12 protein-coding genes are annotated in these 16,606 nt (G+C 43.5%); 8 read left to right on the forward strand and 4 right to left on the reverse strand.

Going from position 1 to position 16,606, the window contains the following annotated elements; translation table 11 throughout:
• The first annotated feature begins 93 nt into the window (after nt 1-93).
• From J2X77_RS01145 to nagA, 7 genes are read left to right on the forward strand one after another with little or no spacing between them, the layout of a single operon-like run.
• Complete coding sequence (locus J2X77_RS01145; protein WP_209575372.1) at nt 94-3,177, forward strand: SusC/RagA family TonB-linked outer membrane protein; 3,084 nt, start codon at nt 94-96, stop codon at nt 3,175-3,177.
• 11 nt (nt 3,178-3,188) lie between these two features.
• Entirely contained in the window at nt 3,189-4,736 is a 1,548-nt protein-coding gene (locus J2X77_RS01150; RefSeq protein WP_209575370.1) for a SusD/RagB family nutrient-binding outer membrane lipoprotein, read from the forward strand.
• 15 nt (nt 4,737-4,751) lie between these two features.
• A complete protein-coding gene (locus J2X77_RS01155; RefSeq protein WP_310078559.1) occupies nt 4,752-6,776 on the forward strand; it encodes an acetylxylan esterase in 2,025 nt (674 codons plus the stop codon).
• Nucleotides 6,777-6,781: 5 nt separating this feature from the next.
• Nucleotides 6,782-8,203: a Gfo/Idh/MocA family oxidoreductase gene (locus J2X77_RS01160; protein ID WP_310078560.1), complete on the forward strand. Its 1,422-nt coding sequence runs from the start codon at nt 6,782-6,784 to the stop codon at nt 8,201-8,203.
• Nucleotides 8,204-8,241: 38 nt separating this feature from the next.
• Nucleotides 8,242-8,976 carry a glucosamine-6-phosphate deaminase gene (locus J2X77_RS01165; RefSeq protein ID WP_310078561.1) on the forward strand — a complete coding sequence of 245 codons (735 nt, stop codon included), beginning with the start codon at nt 8,242-8,244 and terminating at the stop codon, nt 8,974-8,976.
• Nucleotides 8,977-8,984: 8 nt separating this feature from the next.
• A complete protein-coding gene (locus tag J2X77_RS01170; protein WP_310078562.1) occupies nt 8,985-10,304 on the forward strand; it encodes a sugar MFS transporter in 1,320 nt (439 codons plus the stop codon).
• 1 nt (nt 10,305) lies between these two features.
• A complete protein-coding gene (nagA, locus tag J2X77_RS01175) occupies nt 10,306-11,505 on the forward strand; it encodes an N-acetylglucosamine-6-phosphate deacetylase (protein ID WP_310078563.1) in 1,200 nt (399 codons plus the stop codon).
• A gap of 6 nt (nt 11,506-11,511) precedes the next feature.
• Here nagA and J2X77_RS01180 read toward each other — a convergent pair whose 3' ends face one another.
• From J2X77_RS01180 to J2X77_RS01195, 4 genes are all read right to left on the reverse strand, one after another.
• Nucleotides 11,512-12,528 carry a LacI family DNA-binding transcriptional regulator gene (locus tag J2X77_RS01180; protein WP_310078564.1) on the reverse strand — a complete coding sequence of 339 codons (1,017 nt, stop codon included), beginning with the start codon at nt 12,526-12,528 and terminating at the stop codon, nt 11,512-11,514.
• Between the two features lie 489 nt (nt 12,529-13,017).
• Entirely contained in the window at nt 13,018-13,254 is a 237-nt protein-coding gene (locus J2X77_RS01185; protein WP_209575353.1) for a hypothetical protein, read from the reverse strand.
• Nucleotides 13,255-13,395: 141 nt separating this feature from the next.
• Nucleotides 13,396-14,055, reverse strand: a complete 660-nt coding sequence (locus tag J2X77_RS01190) for a hypothetical protein (protein ID WP_310078565.1) — start codon at nt 14,053-14,055, stop codon at nt 13,396-13,398.
• A gap of 67 nt (nt 14,056-14,122) precedes the next feature.
• Complete coding sequence (locus J2X77_RS01195; protein ID WP_310078566.1) at nt 14,123-14,713, reverse strand: Crp/Fnr family transcriptional regulator; 591 nt, start codon at nt 14,711-14,713, stop codon at nt 14,123-14,125.
• A gap of 461 nt (nt 14,714-15,174) precedes the next feature.
• Here J2X77_RS01195 and J2X77_RS01200 point away from each other — a divergent pair, with 461 nt between their 5' ends.
• Complete coding sequence (locus J2X77_RS01200) at nt 15,175-16,527, forward strand: DUF3472 domain-containing protein (RefSeq protein WP_310078567.1); 1,353 nt, start codon at nt 15,175-15,177, stop codon at nt 16,525-16,527.
• Nucleotides 16,528-16,606 lie beyond the last annotated feature (79 nt).

Here is a 16,606-nt window from a genome sequence, read left to right on the forward strand (position 1 = left end):
GGTTAAAGTGTTGGATTTTTAGGCTTTTAGATCTTTCTTTGGGTTATAACGCAATTGAATAAACTAAAAATCTTAACCCTAAATGGATAAATTATGATAGTTCATATCCACAGTAATCCAATATTTTCAGTAGGCACGATGCTGAGCTGTCTCTTCCTTTGGACAGGTCTCGCTTCGGCACAGACTACAACAATACAGGGACGTGTCACCAATGCGACCGATCATACCGCATTGGAAGGTGTAACGATCACTAATCTGAGTATGACTGCTGCAGCACGGACAGACAAACAGGGAAATTTTAATATCAGAGCGAATGCAGGGGATAGGCTCAAAGTTTCGCTGCTGGGTTTTAAGACAGTCGAAATTGCTGTTCCCTCCACTGGGAATCTCCAGATAGCACTTAACGAAGAAAGTCAACAGATTGATGAAGTGGTGGTTACCGCGTTGGGTATCAAACGTCAGACCAGGGGGCTGACCTATGCGACACAACAACTGGATGGAAGTGCAGTCAACGATGCCCGCGACAACAGTGGCAACGTGCTGAGTAGTCTGACGGGTAAAGTCGCGGGTGCTGTGGTGACTACGGCGGCTACAGGGCCCGGTGCCTCCGCCAAAGTAGTTTTGCGGGGCAACAAGTCCATTTCCGGTAATAACAACGCGCTAATCGTGGTAGATGGTGTACCTTATGATAATTCCAGTGCACAACAAGCTACCGGAACAACCTACAATTATGGAACGAGCGATGGCGCTGCAAATATCAACCCGGACGATATAGAATCCATCAATGTGCTCAAAGGCCCTTCGGCTGCTGCACTATACGGTAGCAGGGCCGCAAATGGTGCCATATTGATTACAACTAAACAAGGTAAGGCTGGTCGGTATAATATTGATTACAATGGTAGTGCATCTTTGGATCAGGTCAACATGCTCAGTAAATTCCAGAATACCTACGGGCGGGGAAATGGAGGTGTCAGTGGTACAAATGTCGGGGAGAGCTGGGGACCACAAGGGCAAACCTATAAAAATAATGTCCGCGATTTCTTTGAAAATGCGACTTCCTTCAGCAATAGCATTAGCACCTACGGAGGGACGGAAAAGGTACAGGGTTATGTTTCTTATACAAACAATAAAATTGGAGGCATTATTCCTGGTAACGACTTGAAACGGAATAGCTTGAATCTTCGCGTCAATACGGAACTGATCCCAAAACTAAAAACAGATGTAAAACTCAATTACGTTAACCAGCAGATTGACAATCGCCCGCGTTTGGGTGATATGGGAATCCCGGTGGAAGTGTATGTGATGCCACGGGATATGGATAAGGCTGAACTTAAAGACTTTGAGGCTATTGATCCGGTTACCGGTGAGCCGCAACGGAAGTACTGGTCCGGTTCTGCTGTATACGACAATCCTTATTGGAGTACCAACCGCACCTCGGTCAATGAAGTACGCGATCGCATTACCGCATTGGGTTCGGCAACCTATCAGTTGACGGATTGGCTAAATGTAATGGGAAGGTTCAGTTATGATAAATACATTGATAAAACAACCGGGTCATTCTACGCAGGTACTGTTTCTCTTGGCGATGTCCGTCCCGGAGGTAAATATTATGAAACACATGCGCGCTATCAGGAACGCAACTTTGATTTGTTGTTCAATGGAAATAATACACTTAACGAGGCGGTCAAAATCAGCTATAATGTGGGTGCAAGTTCCTTAGATCGGGAGTACAGTAGCTTTCAGAATATGGCCAATGGCCTGTCCGTACCGAATGAGTTTAGTCTAACGATGGCTACAACCCCAGAATTTCTACTGATTAATGGTTACCAACGACGTCTAAATTCGGTTTATGGAAGTGCACAGCTGGCCTTTTTTAATCATACCTTTCTCGATATGACAGCACGCAACGACTGGACCTCAACCTTAAAATCTCCACACAGTTATTTCTATCCCTCAGTCGGCATATCCACTATTTTCAATGAGTGGCTCAAGGTGCCAGCCTGGATCAGTTATGGCAAGCTCAGAGCTTCCTATACGCAGGTAGGTAACGATGCGAATCCCTATCTGCTTCAACAATTGTATTCTTTTGGGCTAGGTGCTGGAAAAGGATTTATCTCCCGTTCACCAATAAAGGCAATCCCAGAATTGAAACCTGAGCTGACCAAATCCTATGAAGCGGGGCTGGATATGAAATTCTTTGCCAACAGATTGGGGTTTGACCTGACGATGTACAAAAGTAATACAGTCAATCAGCTTTTGTTTCTTGGATTGCCAATGGCAAGCGGCTTTAGCAGGCAATACATCAATGCCGGAAATATAGCAAATAAGGGAATTGAAGTCCAATTAACTGCGTCACCTATAAAAAATGAAAAGCTAGAATGGCAGACCACTTTCAATTTTGCAGCCAATACCAATAAAGTGATTGAACTGCACGAGCGGACAAAACGAGCAACGATTACCGAAAGTACCAAATATGCTTCTGTTGTCGTCAATGAAGGGGAGAAATACGGGGATCTTTACGGTTATAAATGGAAAAGGGATGCGGCGACAGGGAAATATGTGGTTGACGACAGTGGCTTGCCGGTGGTCGAAGCGAATCAAAAATTGGGCAATTTTAACCCCAAGGCCTTATTGGGCTGGTCAAATTCAGTCCGCTATAAGAATTTTTCGGTCAATGCCTTAATTGATACACGTATTGGTGGTGAGATCGTATCGGGTACCTCAGCTTATCTAGCGGCTTTTGGAGTGGCTGATTATACCACAGATTACCGGGAAGGAGGTCTGGTGCTCGATGCCGTGGACGTGAGTGGCGCATCGAATACCAAGGCTATCACAGCGCAGCAGCTTTGGACGCGTGTGTCGCAGAACGGACGCGATGCCTGGGGAGAATTCTTTACCTATGATATGACCAATGTTCGCTTACGAGAACTATCTGTCAGTTATAAATTTAACCTCAAAAATACCGCTGCAATCAAAAGTGCACAGCTGATGCTGACGGGCCGCAACCTATTTTTCTTTTATCGTGGAAAATCCAAATTGGATATTCCGGGAATAGGCAAAACAGACAACCCCATAGATCCTGAAGCGGCATTGGGAGCGGGTAATTTTCAGGGAATTGAAGTGGGCGTGCCGCCTACTGTCCGTTCCTTTGGACTGAATGTTAAGTTAACTTTTTAAATCCTTGAACAATGAAAAAAAGCACCCTCTTTACTTCGCTATTCGCACTAAGCTTGTTGTCCTGTACCAAGGACTTTCAGGATATCAATACTGATCCCAACAATATCACGGTGATCACACAGCGTGAATTGCCCTTTATGTTTGCCAAGGCACAGTCTTCGGCGGCAATGAATAGATCTTTTTATCAAACAGTGCAAAATCTGGGGCCGGATCTATATGCCCAATATTTTGCACTCACTACGAATTCGTTTAGTACGGACCGTTATCTCCTTACGCCTGATTGGCAGCGCCGGTTTTGGACAGTTATTTATGTCGATACCGCACCACAGCTCAAAAGCATTCTCGAAAATACAGAATCCAAATCAGGTGAGGCCGCATTGGCCAATATCATGTGGGTATATGCCTTTCATCGGCTAACAGACCAATTTGGGCCGATACCTTATTTCGGTGCTGCCGAGGCCAACGACGTTATTCCTTATGACGACATGGATAAGATCTATGCAGATTTCTTTGAAAAATTGACTACAGCGGTAGCCAATCTGAAGGCCCTGCCAGCCGGAACGAAAATCTTTCAGGGATACGACCTGATATTCGATGGAAATACCGAAAACTGGATCAGATTTGCTAATTCGCTCCGTTTGCGGTTGGCCTTGCGTATCGCCAACGTGGATGCCAATCAAGCAAAAGTCGAAGCAGAAGCAGCTGTTGCTGCCGGTCTGATGTCTAGCAATACGCACAATGCCAGTATGCTCAAATCCCTTTCTGGAAATGATACCAATGGATTGGCGCAAGTTGCCGTATGGAACGAATTTTCAATGAGTTCCACTATTGCTTCATACCTAAAAGGCTATGCCGATCCGCGTTTAGGTATTTATTTTCAACCCAGTTATATTGGAAAGGCATTCAATAGCGTGCGAAATGGGGCTACGGCCACGGATTTAGGGAACGTACGTAATCAGTCAGGCTCCAATTCCAATGTGGGCACCTATTGGGTACGTTACAGTGGCGTGGCTATTGAAGGAAATTTTACCCAGAATTTCCATGTGATGTGTGCTGCTGAATCTTTTTTCTTACGCGCCGAAGGGGCGTTGAATGGCTGGAATATGGGCGGTGAGGCCAAGCAACTGTACGAGGAAGGCGTCAAAACGAGTATGGAACAATGGGGCGTTACAGATGCTACGCAGATCAGTAATTACATCGCATCAAACCATGTGCCTATCGCTCCTGACGATTATCATAATTCGCCGGCTGTAGCCAATATCCCCGTCAAATGGGCAACAAGCGTGGCCGAACAGCGTGAACAGATCGGCGTACAGAAGTGGTTGGCGATCTATCCCAATGGTATGGAGGCTTGGGCAGAATATAGGCGTACAGGATTCCCAAAAATGTATGCATTGATCCAGTCCGACAACGCAGACCTGCCTATTGGGACATTTATTAAAAGATTGCCTTATCCACTGACCGAGGCGACAGACAATCTGGTTGAACTGAGCAAAGGTCGTGCACTGCTTGGCGGTACAGACAATGCGGCAACCAAACTCTGGTGGGATGTGGACTAAATTGGGTAAATTACAATGATAGACTTCAAGATCTGGTTAGTTTCTTTCGGTATTCTTATGGGATTAAATTCGAGCATTCAAGCACAACAACAAGCGGCCTTGCCCAGCGTATTGACCATACCTGCTGAAATAGACCCGATAAAGGTCATGGTGGAAGATCAGGCAGAACAACTTATCAGGGCTTTGGATTGCGAGAAAGCTGCAAATACGCAAGATATTGTTCAGTTGGTCAGAAAAAACCTAAAACTGGAAGGATATGCTATTCCGTCACTGGACATGCAGCTGATTTCGTCAATTGAGCAGGACAATTATACCATTCACAGCCTGATCTTTCAGAGCTTGCCTGGGCTGTATGTTCCCGCAAGCTTATATGTGCCAAAAGGCAAGGGACCGTTTCCAGCAATACTCAATAGCCACGGACATTGGCCACCGGGGCGGCGAAGTGAGATTGTTCAGCGTACGGCTCATATGTTGGCATCCAACGGCTATGTATGTCTTTGTATCGACGCCATGGGGTCGGGCGAGCGCGGACGTGGGCATCAGCATGAGTATCATGGAGCTAATCTTGGGTCGGCACTGCTCGATCTGGGGACACCTCTGATGGGTATACAGCTACTTGAAAACAGTCGTGCCATTGATCTGCTCTGTAGCTTACCTGAGGTAGATCCCGAAAGGATTGGGGCTACCGGGGCCAGTGGTGGTGGCAATCAGACGATGTGGCTCGCGGCTATGGATCCGCGGATCAAGGCCGCCGTTCCTGTCGTCAGCGTCGGAACTTTCCGCGCCTATATCATGAACAGCAATTGTGTCTGCGAACTCCATCCCAATGGACTCCTGCATTTTGAAGAAGGACAACTGTTACAGGTAATGGCGCCTAAGGCAATTAAGATTATTTCGGCACTTAAAGATGGTAACGCTGCTTTCAACGCTCATCAGATGCTCAAGTCTTTTCGTATAGCCAAGGAAGCTTTTGCGCGGCAAGGGGTACCTGAACGGATCGATTATGAGCTTTTTGATGAACCACATAGCTATACCACAGAAATGAATATAAGTATGATAAATTGGTTTGATGGGGCATTTGGTGTGATGCGCGAGAAAGGATTGCAGTTGGACAATGTGCTTCTCTTGGATACAAATGAGCTTGCAGTACTGAAACATGGGGTTAAGCAAGAGCTGATCCTCAGTATACCGGATTTTATCAGCCGTGAATTTAGTCGGACCGAATCACGGATTGCAACATCCACTCTGGATAAAGTGGATTACAAAAAACAACTGCGGGCATTACTTTATACAGGGGGTACCGATAGTTTGCTGCGTGTTCAGACGTTGGAATCGCAACAGGGCTGGCAACGGGTTCTATTGGAGACATCGACGCGACAGCTGATTCCGTTATTGATAAGCCCTCCTCTTACCAACGCAAATACACTACATGTCTATTTCCCCTCGATGGGTAAGCAACAGGTCGCTATGCAGGAAATTGAGGCGCTTCGCAGTAAAGGTGAGGGAGTGGTGCTCATAGATCTCTTTGGGCTCGGTGAGCGCTCTTCAGCTACTGCTGATAAAATCGATGGAGCGTTACCGCGCTTTCATACACTTTCGCGCTCACTGCTCTGGATGGGTAGTAGCATGATGGGGATTTGGGCGTCTGAAATTGGGCTTGTCAATACTTATCTGCAACAAGAATATAAGTCCTGCAAGCAGCTCTTGATTGCAGATCGGGAGACGGCCATAGCAGCATTGATCAGCAATGTGCTGAATACCTCAGAACAGGAATTACTGCTTCGCGAGCTCCCCATCAGTTATTTGCCGAGTGCAACGGGAGCGCTGGACAGCTACAATATGGCGATCCATATTCCCGGTATTCTCCATTGGGGCGATATTCCGATGCTGCTCGCGCTTGATGAGCAGCGAGTCATGATCGATGGACTCTACCAGTTGGACGGTAAGCCTTGCGAAATAGCGAACAAAGAGCAATTAAAAAACAAAGTGCAGCACTATAAGAAGCAATTAAAGAACCAAGGAACACTCCTTATCAATTAAATATTATGGGAACAAATCGAAGATCATTTTTAAAACTGTCCGGGCTAGCCGGAATTGGATTGATGGCTGGCTGTGGACAGGAAAATAAGGCTTCAGCAAAGACACAGCTGGATCATATCCGGCTGGAAGCGTCAAAGAAATATACAGCTACATTTAATATGTCGGGCTACGCGGCCCCCAAAATACCAACCGTAAGGGTCGGTTTTATCGGTGTGGGCAATAGGGGATCTGCTGCAGTGGAACGTATGAGCCAGATTGAAGGTGTTGCGATCAACGGCATTTGTGATGTACGAGCCGAAAAGGCTGCCGAAGCAAAGGCAAGGATGAAATCAGCGGGTCACCGCGCGGAGCTATTTACAGAAAATGCCGAACACTGGAAAAAGATGTGTGAACAGGAGGATTATGATCTGATCTATATTGCAACCCATTGGAAGTTGCATGCCGAGATGGCGATATATGCCATGGAACACAGGAAGCATGTCGCTTTGGAGATTCCTGCAGCGACAACGGTGGAAGACTGCTGGCGACTGGTACAAACCTCCGAGAAGACCAAAAAGCATTGTGTTATGCTGGAAAATTGTTGCTACGATTATTTTGAACTGCTGACCTTAAATCTAGCTAGACAAGGTTTTTTTGGAGATATCGTCCACTGCGAAGGGGCTTATATCCACGACATTCTGGAGAGTTTTTTTGATGCCGAAAAACGCTTTGATTTTTGGCGCTTAAAGGAAAATGCGACGCGCAACGGGAATCTTTATCCCACCCACGGTCTGGGACCGATCTGCCAGATTCTGAAGGTCAACCGCGGTAATAAGATGGAGTATATGAGTTCGATGTCTTCAAAAGATTTTATGCTAGGGCAGAAAGCCAAAGAAATGGCTGCGACGGATAAGCAATTTGAGTCTTATATAGACAAACCCTTCCGGGGCAATATGAATATTTCCAATATCCTCACCAATAACGGCAGTACCATAATGTTACAGCATGATGTGAGTTCGCCACGGCCTTATTCACGTCTCCATCTGATTAGTGGTACTAAAGCCTTTGCGCAGAAATATCCTCTGCCCGGCAAAATCGCTGTTGGCCATGCCGATTTCCTGTCTGCCGAAGAGATGACCAAACTGGAAGAGCAATATACACCGGGTATTGTCAAAAAGATCGGCGAACTGGCCAAGCAGATCGGTGGCCATGGTGGCATGGATTTTATGATGGACTGGCGCCTGATCGATTGTTTACGCAATGGTTTACCGATGGACATAGATGTCTATGATGCCGCCAGCTGGAGCGTCATTGGCCCTTTAAGTGAATGGTCGGTCGCCAATGGTTCCCAGCCAATCGAGGTGCCTGATTTTACTGCTGGTCATTGGAAAAATAATCAGGTACATGATATTGAGCTGGCGAGGGAAACGAGCACAATATCATCATAAACAAAACAGAACGAGAATATTATATTAAATCAAGAGACGTGAACATCAAAACTTTTAACACCCGGTTAGAACTGGGACAACATGCAGGAGCTGCAGGAATTGAAGCTATTAACGCTGCCATTGCGGCGAGGGGAGAAGCCAACATTATTTTAGCAACCGGACAGAGCCAGTTCGAAACATTAGAAACGCTGGTGGCTAGTGATAATATCGATTGGAGCAAGGTGCGCATGTTTCACCTCGATGAATATATTGGCATGCCAATTAGCCATAAAGCTAGCTTTCGGAAATACTTAACCGAGCGTTTCATCACGCAGGTGGCGACACTGAAGGAAGTGGTACTGATTAATGGTGAAGCGGATCCAGCTGCAGAATGTAGACGTCTGCACAACAAGATTAAAGCACATCCCATCGATGTTGCCTTTGTGGGAATTGGAGAGAACGGTCATTTGGCTTTTAATGATCCTCCTGCTGATTTTGATGTAAAAGATGCTTATCTAATTGTCAATCTGGACGAGCAGTGTCGTCGTCAGCAGTTGGGAGAAGGATGGTTTGGCTCACTCGCCGAAGTGCCATTGCAAGCTATCAGTATGTCCATACAGCAGATTCTATCAGCTCAGAAAATAATCTGTGCTGTACCGGATGAACGTAAAGCACTAGCTGTGAAAAATTGCCTCAAGCAACCTATTTCCAATTTGTATCCTGCGAGTATCTTGCAGCAGCATGCCGACTGCACCTGCTACTTGGACGCGGGATCTGCATCGCTTTTAAAATGATGTATCCTATGACAGCATCGGCACGCGATAGGAAAACTACCTGGTTATCCATAGGCATTATTGGAACAATGTTTTTTATCTTTGGATTTGTATCCTGGATTAATGCGATTCTCATTCCATATTTTAAAATAGCCTGTGAACTGAGCAATTTTCAGTCATACCTTGTTGCTTTTGCATTTTATATCTCTTATTTGTTGATGTCGATGCCTTCCTCGTATTTGCTCAAAAAAATAGGTTATAAAAATGGAATTATGGTAGGCTTTTGGATTATGGCATTGGGGGCATTTTTATTTGTCCCTGCGGCCTATAATAGGGCCTATCCGATCTTTTTGATTGGTCTATTTACGTTGGGAAGTGGATTAGCCCTGTTACAGACCGTCGCCAATCTATACATTACCCTGATTGGTGAAAAGGAACGTGCAGCGCAACGGATTAGTATGATGGGCATTTGTAATAAGGGAGCAGGTATACTGGCACCCTTACTATTTTCCTATATTATTTTGCGCCCACAGGACAATAAGCTCTTTAAGCAGCTTCCACAGATGACAGAAACGGCGCGTACATTGGCTTTGGATGAATTGATATTACGCGTATTAGGCCCGTATACTGCGGTCGGAATCATCTTACTATTGATTGGGCTGTTTGTTAAGTTTTCTATTCTTCCCGAATTGGATCAACAACAAGATGGGCTAGGGAAAGATAGGGACGAAACCAAGAAAAGTATCTTTCAATACCCACACCTCATTCTGGGTGCTGTGGCAATATTCCTCCATGTGGGTACACAGGTTATCGCGATTGATACGATCATCAATTATGCAGGGGTGATGGGCCTATCCCTACTGGAAGCCAAATCACTACCTTCCTATACGCTGACGGCCACAATACTAGGCTACTTGTCGGGAATTGTCTTGATTCCCAAAGTGTTCAGTCAACACAGTATGTTGCGTTTCAGCACAGTTCTTGGTCTGATTTTGTCTATCTTAGTTGTGTCGACTCATGGACATGTTGTCCTGTTTAATATGGATCTGGATATTTCGATCTGGTTTATTGTATTGATTGGGTTTCCTAATGCACTTATCTGGGCAGGCATATGGCCATTGGCGCTTGAAGGGCTTGGGCCATTGGCCAAACAAGGATCGGCACTATTAATTATGGGACTATGTGGCAATGCTTTACTTCCGCTCCTCTATGGGGTACTGGCCGATACGATCGATCCTAAATCAGCCTATTGGATATTGACGCCATGTTTTTTATACCTGTTATTTTACGCCTTTAAAGGGTATCGGATTCAGACATGGTCAGGACAAATAAAAAAATCAACGAATTAACATGTGGATTATAACAAATACCAATATTATAACACCTTACCGCGTGATCGCGGATGGAACAGTATGGATTGCCGAGGGGAAAATTGTGCATATTAGCGAAGGCTATTTGTCAAAAGAAGCTGTCGAAGAAGATTGGTCAGCTGCCCAATGGCTGGATGCCGGAGGGCTGTATCTTGCACCGGGTTTTATTGATATACATGTCCATGGCGGTGGCGGCGCTGATTTTATGGATAACAGTGTGTCTGCATTTTTAACTGTTGCCGAAACGCATCTACGTTATGGTACCACTGCCATGCTGCCGACCACCTTGACCAGTGAACGCGAGGAGCTATTGGAACTTTTCTCCGTCTATGAAGCAGCCAGGGAGCAGAATAGCAAAGGGAGCCGATTTTTAGGTCTGCATCTCGAAGGGCCCTATTTTGCGATGAACCAACGGGGGGCGCAGGACCCCAAGTATATCCGTAATCCGGATCCAAAAGAATACATGCCTATACTTGAACGTTATCACCACCTCATCAGTCGATGGAGTGCGGCTCCTGAGCTGCCTGGAGCATTGGACTTTGGACGGGCTGTGCGCAGTCATGGTATCTTATTGGCTCTGGCACATACCGATGCAGTGTATGAGGAGATATTACCTGCTGTCGAAGTTGGATATCGCCTGGCAACACATTTCTACTCTGGTATGTCCGGCATGAGGCGCGTTCACGCGCATCGTTATGCCGGAGCTATTGAGAGCTGTTTTCTATTGGACCAGATCGATGTGGAGATTATAGCAGATGGTGTCCATCTGCCCGAGCCTTTTCTGCGGCTAATTCATAAAGTGAAAGGTGCGGATAAAATGATTCTGATTACCGACGCGATGCGTGCAGCTGGTATGCCCGAGGGTAAAAGCGTGTTGGGAAGCTTGCGTCACGGAACTGAAGTAATCGTTGAGGAAGGCGTAGCCAAGCTGACCGATCGTTCTTCTTTTGCAGGTAGCGTGGCTACTGCAGATCGCCTCCTCCGCACAATGGTCAACAAGGGAGGCGTTAGTTTGGTAGAAGCCGTACAGATGATGACGATCAACCCCGCAAGACTACTTGGGCTGGATCATAAGATCGGAGCAATAGCTATAGGAATGGAAGCAGATATTGTACTTTTTGATGATGATGTGGTCATTCATCACAGTTTTGTTGCTGGTGAATTACGTTACAGTAAATAAAGAACACTAAGAGGATCGTTTGGTAGAATCCCGTTCGATTAATTTGCCAGGCAATACCATATCCTGAATTTCAAAATCCCGATTTTTTATATGACGGATGAGCAGCGCACAACTCCTTTTGCCGATCTCCATGGCAGGCTCTTCAATTGTGCTTAAATTGGGTTCTACCACTGTAGCAATAGGATCATTGGTAAATCCGATGACGCCAATGTCTTGGCCTACACGGAGCCCCTGCTGCTTGATAGTCTGAATGGCACCAACAGCTTTGCGGTCATTGGCAGCGAAGATCGCATCTGGGCGATTGGGGAGGGCAAGTAGCTTCAACGCATCAGTGGCGCCGTGAGCCTGTGAAAAACCCGAATATACAATAAGACGCGGATCGATGACCATGTTGTGCTGTTCCAGTGCTTGTAGATAACCATTTAGCCGCTGCTGTGTAAATTGCAGATTTTCGGGTCCAGCAATATGAGCAATGCGCGTATAGCCTTGTCGGATTAAGTATTCGGTCGCTTGTAAGGCTCCTGCAAAATCATCTTGGACAACTTTGGAGGCATCTATATCTTTAGGTACACGGTCAAAGAATACGATTGGCATTCCTTTCGCCATCAATTGTTCAAAATGATCGTTTGTGGCTGAATCGGAAGAGATCGAAATAAGAAGTCCATCCAGACTACTCGTTGATAGGTTTTCCAATAGGTTCTGTTCCCGTGCGACATGATCGTTAGTGACATAGAGAATAACATTATAATCGCGTTCATAAGCTTCTTCCTGAATACCCGAAATCACCATGGAAAAATAATAATTGGTGATAAAGGGAATGACCACACCTATATTTTTTGTTGAACCGGATGCTAAGGCGGAAGCATTCTTATTAGGTTTAAAGTTTAATTTCTTGGCGAGTGTCAACACCTTTTTTCGAGTTTCTGGATTGACATCGTGGGTATCCCGAAAAGCCCGCGAAACTGTGGATACCGAAATTTGGAGCATCTTCGCTATATCCTTGATGCCTAAAGGATTCTTCATATTTAGATAGGTTTAACAGATTATGGTACAAAATACTAAAAACCATCGAAAATTGTCCGATTTAATGTGTTTTACTGAAATTTTCAGCATCGGCTACCCATACGATGCCGATAACTTTTACTCCAAGATGCTATCGTAATTTATATTCCAAAGTTTAAATAATTAAGGTCGAATGCATCTTCATCAATATAGTATTTAACTTTATAACCAGAATAAAGCTGTAATTTTTTTACAATTGAAAGTTCCACCCCAATTTGAGCATTCAGTGGGATGTATGTTTCGAAGTACATCTCCATGATCCGCAGCCGAGAATTAAAATGGATAAAAGAATGATAAGCGCTAATTTTAGGGTAAAATGATAGCTGGCCAACAACGGGCGATGTAGCTATAATGATAGCTGATTGAACAAGTAGTAGTTCTTATAATAAAAAAAAGGCTGATCATACTGACCAACCTTTAAATAAAACATTACAATAAAACGTATTAATCCTAATCGTGCCCTTCGGTTTTGACAATCTTGTTGTAAATACCCAATAGTAAAAACGGTGCCGCCCATTGACCAACGAATAGTGCCGTATTATCATCTTTAGTTTTGCAACATTTTAAAGCCGCTGAGATTCCCATTGCTGCTAACGAAGCTGCTAAAAATACAATAGAGGGAATTTTAGATGTTTGGGTTTCGACCTCTTTCGTTACTTTGTCTTCATTTCCTGTCGTAAGTGCCATAGTATTTATAGTTTAGTTTATTAGTGAACTACTTTCAAAATAAAATGGTTTGAAAATATCTATTATTTTTCTTCCTCACTTCATTCCCGGTCTGAACTTTATAAGAATCCACATTGCTTTGAAATTGCTTTATTAACCGAATTAAGGATTTTTATTCTTTATGACAAATAGTTTATAAATTGAAATGCATCCCGGTATCATTGGTAAAATCGCTGTCCACATTCCAGGAAAATAATAGTTACCGGTTGTTTTAAAATAGTAGTTGGGCATATTTTCAATAACGGCTCCCGATACTGAATCAGTAATAATATGGGGGTCATTAGGTAGAATCTCAGGTGTTATTAGCGGAAAAATGAAGTGCGTAAATTCAGCTACACCTGGACCGATAAAAATAAACCACGCAACAAATCCTGCCATAGGAATTCTGTAATATAAGCCCAATGTAGTTAGTGTATAGATTGTTGGCCCAACGAGCGCAAATATGAGGAGGAATTTCTTTTCACTCCAGGGAATCCCAAATAGTCGGCTCATGGAAGGCGCAAACCCCGTCTGATATTCTTCAATGATATGTACCTGCAAGGCAGCGACAGTAATGACGAAAAGAGGCAATATCAATGAGGGATGGGTAGGATGGCTCAAGTAGGTTTTCTGCCAGCAGATAAAAGCAATAAACGCCGAGCCTCCCACGATAATTACTGGTGGTAAACCGATTGAAAAATAGCCTGCTAAGGTTGCAAGAATCGTAATAATGAGTACGATAATAACGTTGAGCTGTCGACTGAAAAATAATGTTTGTATCATAGCAGTATGAATTTCTCGCTAAATTACATATCTGTTTATAGGCAGTATTTATCAAATGATAAAATCGCTAATTCTTGCCACGGATTCTGCTCAAAGAAACTTGCGTGATACCTAGATATGATGCTAGATCTGCCAAACTGATTCGTTGAAGGAGATATCCCTGATTTTTTAGGAATTTGTTGTATGCGACGATTCCCGTTTCTTCAAGTGAGCGACCTATTCGGGTCATCATTTCGATAACGGCCATCGAAAGAAGTTTACGGTAGAAAGTTTCTATTTCATGATATTTAGCACATAATAATTGTAAGTCTTTATAAGATATGCAGCTTACTGCGGTATCTTCGAGCGCGACAATTTCGTAATTAGAAGGCTTTTGTTCTATAAAACTATCCAGTACTGAAAAGATATTTGCTTCCGAGAAAAAACGCATGATATACTCCCGGCTGTCTGAAGTAAACAACGTTTTTACAAGACCATCTTCTAAAAAGAATATTTTATCACAAATTCTTCCCCTTTTGACAATTATGTCTCCTTTTTTAAAGGATTTTGAGATGATTTTTGATTTAAATTCAAGCAATGCTTCATTATTCACATTAAAATGAAGGTGTACGAATTGTACAAAATCAGGTGGATTATGATTGGAAAAGTTAGTCATCATACGATATAGCTCAATGCCATTATTTTATTTAATTTACGATTGTTTTTCCGAAATGATATAAACAGCGATAAATTGTCCAGTAGCAAAGATGAAATTATATCGGTTCAAATCCTTCTTTCAATTATTCTTCTTCTCGTTCTAGAAAACAATCACGATATTACTCAAAACTATAAAAAGGCTCCCTTTACTTTATTAAACTATATATTCTTCTTACATTGTCAGTGAGGTTTTTAAGTAGTGAGGTTGGTGATTCTATTCTGTAATTGATTATTTTTCTATGAAATCAATTTATATGCACTTCTAACAATAATAACCTAAAGACAGTTCATTAAATGAACGATGTCTATTGCCTAAATTATCTCATTTGTTACAAAAGTATTTTGGACAAACGATTGCTTTGTATAATTCTTGTTTTATTTAATTGTATTTACAAAATTCGATAGAACAATTAAATTTAAATTATGAGATATCCCAAAGTTACACTACTGCTCGGTGCAGTATTGGCAAGCTTTCTTTCCTGCCAAAAAAGCGAGTTGCAAACCAATTTAGAAGCGAAATTATCGCTACGTGCTGCCTCTCCGGGTTTAAGCGGATACGAAGTTCCCTTAGGTGGCAATGCCTTCGTCACTTCGGCACCTTCCGGTGCAGCAGAAGTCATCAATAGCAACGGATTGGCAAACTGGAACAATGTCAATAGCGTGATTAGTACCTACGCTAAGGTTTCCCAAGCTGGCGCTCTACGGGTTAAAATAAGAGCTAAAGTGCTACCTTCAGGCGATAGTAGTACGGTGAAATTAACAATTAATGGTATAAGCAAACAAGTCAAACTTAAAGGTGGAGCATTAAAAGATTACACGATCGGTACCTATTCGCTAAATGCCGCGGGATATGTAAAAATGGATCTTCAAGGCGTAACCAAGTCCGGCGGTTATTTTGCAGATGTATCACACTTGATTTTAGATAGTTCGGCAACAAATGGCACGGTAATTTATAGTGACAACAATGTCGATAACACCTACTATTGGTCGCGGCGGGGTCCATCCGGCCATTTGAATTATACCATTCCAACGAATCAGCAAGTATCCTATTATTATAGCGAGTTGAAAGTGCCTGTTGGAGAAGATAAAATAGGATCTTACTTTATGGCAAATGGCTTCGATCAAGGATATTTTGGTATGCAAGTCAATTCAGCGACAGAACGCAGAATACTATTTTCTGTTTGGAGTCCATATAGCACCGATAATCCATCCCAAATACCAGTAGAGGATCGCATCACGTTAAATAGAAAAGGGACAAATACGACAACAGGTGAGTTTGGTGGAGAAGGTTCGGGTGGACAAAGCTACCTCAAGTATAATTGGACTGCCGCCACAACCTATAAATTTTTATTAAAGGGTGAGCCTGATAACAATGGAAGCACTGATTTTACGGCATGGTTTAATGATCCGTCGACCAGTAATTGGATACTCATTGCTAGCTGGAAACGTCCCAAAACAAACACCTATTTAACGGGCTTTCATAGCTTCATCGAAAATTTCAATGCCAACAACGGCTTCCTTGGGCGTTCAGCAGAATATAGTAATCAATGGGTTCGTACAGCTACAGGAATTTGGTTGAAAGTTGTTGAAAGTACCTTTAATGTTGATGCGACCTATTCAAACAACCAGCGTATAGACGCTATTGGCGGAATAACCGGAAACAGCTTCTTCCTCAAAAATGGCGGTTTTTTCAATACTGTCGTCAATCCCGGAACGAAGTTTACACTACCAAGTTATGGAACAGCACCTTCAATAAATTTAACAACACTACCTTAACAGACATATTTACAGTATTCTTCATACTTTACATCTATTATAAAAGGGACAATACTTCATTAAGAAGTATTGTCCTTTT

It is taken from the genome of Sphingobacterium sp. 2149 (assembly GCF_031455655.1).
Classification (GTDB): domain Bacteria; phylum Bacteroidota; class Bacteroidia; order Sphingobacteriales; family Sphingobacteriaceae; genus Sphingobacterium.

Coding starts and splice junctions, on each gene's coding strand:
- J2X77_RS01160 (WP_310078560.1), top strand. CDS start 6,782: ATGGGAACAAATCGAAGATCATTTTTAAAACTGTCCGGGCTAGCCGGA.
- J2X77_RS01185 (WP_209575353.1), bottom strand. CDS start 13,254: ATGGCACTTACGACAGGAAATGAAGACAAAGTAACGAAAGAGGTCGAA.
- J2X77_RS01150 (WP_209575370.1), top strand. CDS start 3,189: ATGAAAAAAAGCACCCTCTTTACTTCGCTATTCGCACTAAGCTTGTTG.
- J2X77_RS01155 (WP_310078559.1), top strand. CDS start 4,752: ATGATAGACTTCAAGATCTGGTTAGTTTCTTTCGGTATTCTTATGGGA.
- J2X77_RS01190 (WP_310078565.1), bottom strand. CDS start 14,055: ATGATACAAACATTATTTTTCAGTCGACAGCTCAACGTTATTATCGTA.
- J2X77_RS01170 (WP_310078562.1), top strand. CDS start 8,985: ATGACAGCATCGGCACGCGATAGGAAAACTACCTGGTTATCCATAGGC.
- J2X77_RS01195 (WP_310078566.1), bottom strand. CDS start 14,713: ATGATGACTAACTTTTCCAATCATAATCCACCTGATTTTGTACAATTC.
- J2X77_RS01200 (WP_310078567.1), top strand. CDS start 15,175: ATGAGATATCCCAAAGTTACACTACTGCTCGGTGCAGTATTGGCAAGC.
- nagA (WP_310078563.1), top strand. CDS start 10,306: ATGTGGATTATAACAAATACCAATATTATAACACCTTACCGCGTGATC.
- J2X77_RS01180 (WP_310078564.1), bottom strand. CDS start 12,528: ATGAAGAATCCTTTAGGCATCAAGGATATAGCGAAGATGCTCCAAATT.
- J2X77_RS01145 (WP_209575372.1), top strand. CDS start 94: ATGATAGTTCATATCCACAGTAATCCAATATTTTCAGTAGGCACGATG.